The organism is Oscillibacter sp. UBA6647, assembly GCA_002455655.1.
Lineage (GTDB): Bacteria > Bacillota > Clostridia > Oscillospirales > Oscillospiraceae > Oscillibacter.
In genome coordinates, this window is the sequence record DKLF01000159.1 from 1 (window position 1) to 6,775 (window position 6,775).

Annotated in this window: 7 protein-coding genes; 6 read left to right on the top strand and 1 reads right to left on the bottom strand. The window is 53.1% G+C overall.

Going from position 1 to position 6,775, the window contains the following annotated elements:
* The first annotated feature begins 49 nt into the window (after positions 1 to 49).
* From araA to B2W96_RS11460, 6 genes are all read left to right on the top strand, one after another.
* Positions 50 to 1,516, top strand: coding sequence for an L-arabinose isomerase (araA, locus tag B2W96_RS11435; protein ID WP_293010521.1), 1,467 nt, complete (start codon positions 50 to 52; stop codon positions 1,514 to 1,516).
* Positions 1,517 to 1,528: 12 nt separating this feature from the next.
* The gene (gene araD, locus B2W96_RS11440; RefSeq protein ID WP_293010523.1) at positions 1,529 to 2,224 is read left to right on the top strand and encodes an L-ribulose-5-phosphate 4-epimerase; all 696 of its coding nucleotides are present in this window, start codon (positions 1,529 to 1,531) and stop codon (positions 2,222 to 2,224) included.
* Positions 2,225 to 2,239: 15 nt separating this feature from the next.
* Positions 2,240 to 3,286: an aldose epimerase family protein gene (locus B2W96_RS11445; protein WP_293010525.1), complete on the top strand. Its 1,047-nt coding sequence runs from the start codon at positions 2,240 to 2,242 to the stop codon at positions 3,284 to 3,286.
* 352 nt (positions 3,287 to 3,638) lie between these two features.
* Positions 3,639 to 4,127 (top strand): RNA polymerase sigma factor, encoded by a 489-nt coding sequence (locus B2W96_RS11450; RefSeq protein ID WP_293010527.1) that lies wholly within the window; start codon positions 3,639 to 3,641, stop codon positions 4,125 to 4,127.
* Positions 4,078 to 5,175: a hypothetical protein gene (locus B2W96_RS11455; RefSeq protein WP_293010528.1), complete on the top strand. Its 1,098-nt coding sequence runs from the start codon at positions 4,078 to 4,080 to the stop codon at positions 5,173 to 5,175. The genes B2W96_RS11450 and B2W96_RS11455 overlap by 50 nt, the downstream gene beginning before the upstream one ends.
* A 175-nt stretch (positions 5,176 to 5,350) precedes the next feature.
* Positions 5,351 to 6,166: a hypothetical protein gene (locus B2W96_RS11460; protein WP_293010530.1), complete on the top strand. Its 816-nt coding sequence runs from the start codon at positions 5,351 to 5,353 to the stop codon at positions 6,164 to 6,166.
* A 216-nt stretch (positions 6,167 to 6,382) separates the two neighbouring features.
* Here the strand turns inward: B2W96_RS11460 and B2W96_RS11465 are convergent, their stop codons facing one another.
* Positions 6,383 to 6,751 (bottom strand): ArsR/SmtB family transcription factor, encoded by a 369-nt coding sequence (locus tag B2W96_RS11465; RefSeq protein ID WP_293010532.1) that lies wholly within the window; start codon positions 6,749 to 6,751, stop codon positions 6,383 to 6,385.
* Positions 6,752 to 6,775 lie beyond the last annotated feature (24 nt).

The window sequence follows — 6,775 nt, forward strand, 5'->3', positions numbered from 1 at the left end:
CAGTAGAGCGCACCGCGGTGAGCCATTTGTAAAAGGAGAACATAATACAATGAAACAATATGAATTTTGGTTTGTGGTGGGCAGCCAGTCTCTGTACGGGCCCGAGGTTCTGGAAACCGTGGATGCCCGCGCCGCTGAGATGGCGGCGGAGCTGAGCCGGGTGCTGCCGTACCCGTTGGTTTACAAGCTGACCGCCAAGACCAACCGGGAGATTGCCGATGTGGTGAAAGAGGCCAATTACGACGACCGCTGCGCCGGTGTCGTCACTTGGTGCCACACCTTCAGTCCCTCAAAAATGTGGATCAACGGCTTTGTGGACCTGCAAAAGCCTTATTGCCATTTTGCCACCCAGTATAACCGGGAGATTCCCAACGAAGAAATCAACATGGACTTTATGAACCTGAATCAGGCCGCTCACGGCGACCGGGAGCACGGGTTCATCGCCGCCCGGCTGCGCATGCCCCGTAAGGTAATTGCGGGCCACTGGCAGGACGAAGCCGTGCGGGAACGGATGGGAAGCTGGATGAAGTCCGCCGTGGGAGTTGCGGTCTCCAAGGGGCTGAAGGTGATGCGCTTTGGAGACAACATGCGGGAGGTAGCCGTCACCGAGGGCGACAAGGTGGAGGTGCAGGCAAAGCTTGGCTGGCAGGTGAATACCTGGGCCGTAGGCGATCTTGTTGAGGTGATGAACGCTGTCACCGAGGAGGAGATCGACGCGCTGATGGCCGTCTATGAGAGCCAGTACACCATGGCCACCGACAACATCGACCTTGTGCGCTATCAGGCACGGGAGGAAATTGCCATCCGGAAAATGCTGGACGCGGAGGGCTGCACGGCTTTCTCCAACACATTTCAGGATCTTTACGGCATGGAACAGCTTCCGGGTCTTGCCTCCCAGCACTTGATGGCTCAGGGCTATGGCTACGGCGGCGAGGGCGACTGGAAGGTGGCGGCTATGACCGCCATTTTGAAGGCCATGGGCGAGAACGGAAACGGTGCGTCTTTGTTCATGGAGGATTATACCTATCATTTGGTGGAGGGGCAGGAATACAGTCTGGGTGCGCATATGCTGGAGGTCTGCCCCTGCTGTGCCGCGGAAAAGCCTCGTATTGAAACCCACCATCTTGGCATCGGCATGAATGAGAAGGACCCGGCCCGGCTGGTGTTTGAGGGCAAGGCAGGGGACGCCATCGTGGTCAGCCTTGTGGATATGGGGGGCCGTCTGCGCCTGATTTGTCAGGATATTCACTGCGTCAAGCCGATTCTGCCCATGCCCAATCTGCCGGTTGCCCGGGTCATGTGGCAGGCCGAACCGTCGCTTACCACCGGCGTGGAGTGCTGGATTACTGCCGGAGGCGCACACCACACGGTGCTCAGTTACGACGTGACCGCCGGGCAGATGAAGGACTGGTGCGCCATGATGGACATTGAGTTTGTCCACATCGGGAAGGATACCACGGTGGAACGGCTGGAGCACGACCTGTTTCTCAGCGATCTGGCGTGGAAGTTGAAGTAAGGAGCTGAAATCATGCTGGAAGCACTGAAACAGCAGGTGCTGGAGGCCAACCTCCTCCTGCCAAAACACCAGTTGGTCACGTTTACATGGGGCAATGTCTCCGGCATTGACCGGAGCCGGGGCCTGATGGTTATTAAGCCCTCCGGCGTGGAGTACGGCGAGATGAAAGCGGAGGACATGGTGGTGGTTGATCTGGAGGGGAACCGGGTGGAGGGCCGCTATAAGCCCTCCAGCGATACGGACACCCATCTGGCGCTGTACAAAGCATTCCCTATGCTGGGGGGCATTGTGCACACCCACAGCCGCTGGGCCACCAGCTTTGCGCAGGCTGGCCGGGGCGTTCCCGCTCTTGGAACCACACAGGGGGACTATTTCTACGGCGAGGTTCCCTGCACGAGGAAGATGACCGAGCGCGAGATTGCCGGGCAGTACGAATTGGAAACCGGCAATGTCATCGTGGAAACCTTCCAAAGCCGGGGCATCGACCCTGCGCAGGTGCCCGCCGTGCTGGTTCACAGCCACGGGCCGTTTGTATGGGGGACCGACCCCTTCAACGCGGTGCACAACGCGGTAGTGCTGGAGGAGTGTGCGTTCATGGACTTCCACGCCATGGCCCTCACCCCCGGCCTTGCCCCCATGCAGCAGGAGTTGCTGGATAAGCACTATCTGCGCAAGCACGGCGAAAATGCCTACTACGGGCAGGGCTGAAAAGAGAGGGTTGCGATGAATGCACCGATGAAACAGCATTTCGGCAAACTACCGGACGGCACGGACGTGGAGCAGTACACCCTGAGCTGCGGGGCGCTGTCCTGTGAGATTTTGACTTACGGCGGCGCTCTGCGCACGCTCCGTGTGCCGGACCGCAGCGGGGCCATTGTGGACGTGGTTCTGGGCTTTGACACGCTGGAGGACTATCGCAGGCAGGACAAATATATCGGTGCGCTCATCGGCCGGTTTGCCAACCGCATCGGCGGTGCGGCCTTTGAACTGGACGGAACGCGCTATCCGCTGGCCGCAAACGACGGGGAGAATCATCTTCACGGCGGCCTGACGGGCTTTGATAAGCAGGTCTGGGCTGTGGAGGACGCTTCTGCCGACACGCTGGTCCTCTCTCTGCTCAGCCCCGACGGGCAGGAAAATTACCCCGGAAATCTTTCCGTTCAGGTGACCTACCGTTTGGAGCGTAGCGGCCTGACGATTGAATACCGGGCGGAATGTGACCGGGATACGCTCTGCAATCTGACCAGCCACGCCTATTTCAATCTCAACGGACACGACAGCGGGCCGGTTTTGAATCAGGAAATCCAGATTTCGGCCTCCCGCTATACCCCCACCGATGCGCACTCCATTCCCACGGGAGAGCTTGCCCCAGTGGAACGCACCCCTATGGATTTGCGTACCTCCACGACGATTGGCGCGTTGGTGGACGATTCCTTTGCGCAGCTTGCCTTTGCGAAGGGGTACGACCACAACTGGGCTGTGGACGGAGAACCCGGCTCCCTGCGCCCCGCCGCCACGGCTTACGGAACGGGAACCGGCATCGTCTTGGAGGTGCTGACCACCCAGCCCGGAATTCAGTTTTACTCCGGGAACTATCTGGACGGCTGTCCGACAGGGAAGGGGGGCGCCCCCTATGCAAAACGCTGGGCCTTCTGTCTGGAAACCCAAGGCTATCCGGACGCGCCCCATCATCCCGGCTTCCCCAGCGCTGTGCTGCGCAAAGGCGAACTGTACCGCCAGACCACGCAGTACCACTTTTCAGTGCGCTGAGGGTGATGTTCGGAAGGACTGCCGGAACTGCTGCTCCGTGGCGTGAAGCATTTCTATGCAACCGGGATAAACCGGTTGTACTCCCTGGTTTTGGGGAACGCCCCGGCCTTTCCCGCCCTTGCATTACAGGGCTGCAAATGTTTTTAAAACCGCATCAGGTTTAAAAGCCGCCATTCCATGAACATGGAGTGGCGGCTTTTGCTGTTTGAAAATCGCGTCAGTATCTCTGCGGGCTTTTAAGATGCTATAATCAGTAAAGCTCAGGAAACTGATTGCAAACTGATTTTTTACCCAGCCGTGTAGCGTTTTGGATAGTCTGGGGGTGTTTATGGTGAAAGGAGGGAGGGGAAACATGAAGCCACAATCATTGCGCGGGGAGGATTGCGCCGAAGAAGTCATCAGGGTTTACAGCAATCTGGTGTACCGCCTTGCCTTTGCACGGACAGGGACAACATACGATACGGATGAAATATTTCAGGAAGTCTTTCTGCGCTATATAAAAAAGCGGCCGGTCTTTGAAAATGAAGACCACAGAAAAGCATGGTTTATCAAAGTGACGGTCAACTGCTCCAAAAAGCTATGGGGTTCCGCTTGGAAAAGGAAGACAGTTCCATTGGAAGAAACCCTGCAATTTGAGACAAAGGAAGACACAGACCTTTATAACGAATTACAGCAGTTGCCGCCCAAATATCGAGAGGTGATTCATCTGTTTTACTATGAAGATCTGTCTACCGAAGAAATTGCCCGGGTATTAAAGCGGAAAAGCGCCACCGTAAGGACGCAGCTTACCCGTGCAAGGGCGCTGCTCAAAAAACTTATTAAGGAGGAGTACGATGTTTAAGGAAAGATATAGTCATATGAATGCGCAGATTCAACCGAGTGCCAAGGTGCTGCAAGCTGTTTTGAATGCGGCTTATAGCAGCAATCGCCCGAAAAGCAGGAACGCTTTGCGCCTGAAAAGGTTTGCCGTGGCTTTGACAGCGCTGTGCATTTGCCTGACGTTGGCAATGCCTGCGCTTGCTGCAACGGTGGCCCCCATCTATCGGCTGATGTATATGGCGTCTCCAAGCGCAGCCCAATTTTTTATGCCTGTACAAACATCAAGCGAAGACAACGGGATCAAGATGGAGGTGGTTTCCGCATATATTCATGATGAGACAGCGGAAATATATGTCACCATGCAGGACCTGACCGGAGATCGCATTGATGGAACCACCGACCTGTTTGACAGCTATTCCATTAACCGGCCCTTTGACAGCTCTGCCCATTGTGAATTGGCGGGGTATGAAGAAGATACCAAAACAGCTATGTTTTTAATTACAATTGACGAGTGGGGCAGCCAAAACATCGCAGGCGATAAAATTACGTTTTCCGTGCGGGAATTTTTAAGCCATAAAAGCAGCTATGAGGGTCTTGAAATCCCAATTCAGCTTTCCGATATTCCTGCTGCCGAACAAACGCAAACGGTATCGCCCAACGGGGGCGGCGGAAGGGATAACCAAGGCTATCTGGAGTTTGAGAAGAATCCCATTGCTTTGATTCCCGCAGCGCCCATGGATGCATTTCCTGTTGATGAAATCGACCTGACTGGAATTGCCTATATTGACGGAAAGCTGCATATTCAAACTGCCGTAAAAGAGCCGCTGGATAACGATCATCATGGTTCTTTTTATTTAAAAGACAAAACCGGCACTCAAATTGACGGCAATTACAGCTTTTCTTTCTCCAACCAATATGAACAGCCCGGGCGCATTGATTATCATGAATACGTCTTTGACATCCCCCGGGGGAACCTTGCAGAATATTCACTGTACGGAGATTTTGTAACCTCGGGAATGAAAACGGAGGGGAAGTGGCGGGTCACTTTCCCGCTGGAAAATGCTGAATAATCTGATTTTTGGGAAAGCCAATTGCTTCACCGAGCCGAAACACCAGATATAGTGACCCGAAGAGGTGGCTAAACATATAATAATTTACGACAGGCAATTTATTTTTGTAAATACCGCCGTCCGCACTTTTTCGGGATTGCTTGCGCTGACGCATTGCGGTGGAATGAGGGTTTAAATGGATATCGCTCAATCAAAAATACTAATAGGGTCGCCGATCTGTCAAAAACCAAATATTCTGCACGAATTTTTAGAGTCGCTGGACAGGGCGGATAAGGATGACCTGCATATCGAGTGTTTGTTTGTGGACGACAATACGAACGAAGCTTCAAAGGCGCTGCTGGCAGATTTCGGGCAACGAAACGACAATGTAAAGACGATTCCGGGAAAGCAGCTAAACAAATATCAATGCACCGAGGTTTCCCATTATTGGAATAACGAGCTTATGAACACGGTGGGGGAGTATAAAGACAGGATCATTGAGTATGCCATAAAGAATGAGTTCGACTATATTTTCTTTATTGATTCTGACCTTTTGATCAATAAACGGCTGATTAAGCATCTGCTTGCCAGCGGAAAGGATATCGTAAGCGAGATATTCTGGACAAAATGGAAGCCGGAATCAGCGCCGCTGCCCAATGTGTGGCTGTATGACCAGTATACGCTTGTGCCGTCTCAGCAGGCAGAGAACCTCAGTGAAAGCGAAAAGGCCCTCAGAAGGCTGATGTTTTTAAGCGAACTGCAAATTCCGGGCCTGTATAAGGTTGGAGGGCTGGGTGCTTGTACACTGATCTCACGCGCTGCCCTGCTGAAGGGCGTGAAGTTTAAGCAAATCGAAAACCTGCGGATACTCAAAGGAGAGGACCGTTTTTTTTGCGTCCGAGCGGCAGCGCTTGGGCTTGAACTGTTCGTCGATACCCGCTACCCGGCGTATCACATTTACAGGGAATCAGATTTAGAGGGTGTGCCCGAATATATCGCGAAAAACGAATAACCGGAGCGCCCTTACGGGATTATCAAATCCGTAAGGGCGCTCTGTTTTGAAATGATTGACCTGACTTCAAATTTTGCAAATAGACAGCCGTGCGACTGCTGTATAAGTGCAGGTGCAAGGCTCCGTCAGTATTAAGCTGAAATACGATCCGATCTGTGTGCATGCCAATTTCCAATCATGCCCCGGAGATACTGAATCGCCGGGGACTAGCTGTTCTTATTTTTCGGAAACATGCTCAAAACCTTGCTTAAACAGCGGCGCGATATGCGCGTCATCCAAAGAATAATAGACAATTTTCCCGTCTTTCCGGTATTTAATTAACTGGCATTGCCGGAGCATCTTCAGATGATGAGAAACCGAGGGGCCGGTCATTTTAAGAAGGAAAGCAATATCGCATACGCACATTTCGGACAGCATCAGCGCATTGACGATTTTCAGGCGGGTAGGGTCGCTCATGGCCTTAAACAATTCTGCCATTTTTACGAGTTGAGTTTGTTCTGTCAGCCCGTTTTTCACATTGCGCACAATGTCCTCGTGTATTACGGTACAGCCGCAAAATGCGTCATGGTCCTGATTGATTGCCATAATACAATCCTCCAACAAGTCAGC